At 64.9% G+C, this 271-nt stretch carries 1 pseudogene; it reads left to right on the forward strand.

The window, feature by feature from the left end:
* Positions 1–271, forward strand: a pseudogene (locus tag BKY26_RS17565) (glyceraldehyde-3-phosphate dehydrogenase); the annotation flags it as partial.

Genomic DNA, 271 nt, shown 5'->3' on the forward strand with positions numbered 1-271 from the left:
CGACGGGACCGCGATGCGGGTGCCCACCCCGAACGTCTCCGCCGTCGACCTGACCTTCGTCGCGGGCAAGGACGTGACCGTGGCGGACGTGAACGAAATCGTCGCCGAGGCCGCCAATGGCTACATGGGCATGGTCATGGGCTATGATCCCGAGCCCAAGGTCTCCATCGACTTCAACCACACCACCCAGTCCTCGATCTTTGCGCCCGACCAGACCAAGGTCTCGGGCAAGCGCCTGGTCCGGGTGCTGGCCTGGTACGACAACGAATGG

This window comes from Nioella sediminis (genome assembly GCF_001879695.1).
In the GTDB taxonomy this organism is placed as follows: Bacteria; Pseudomonadota; Alphaproteobacteria; order Rhodobacterales; family Rhodobacteraceae; genus Nioella; species Nioella sediminis.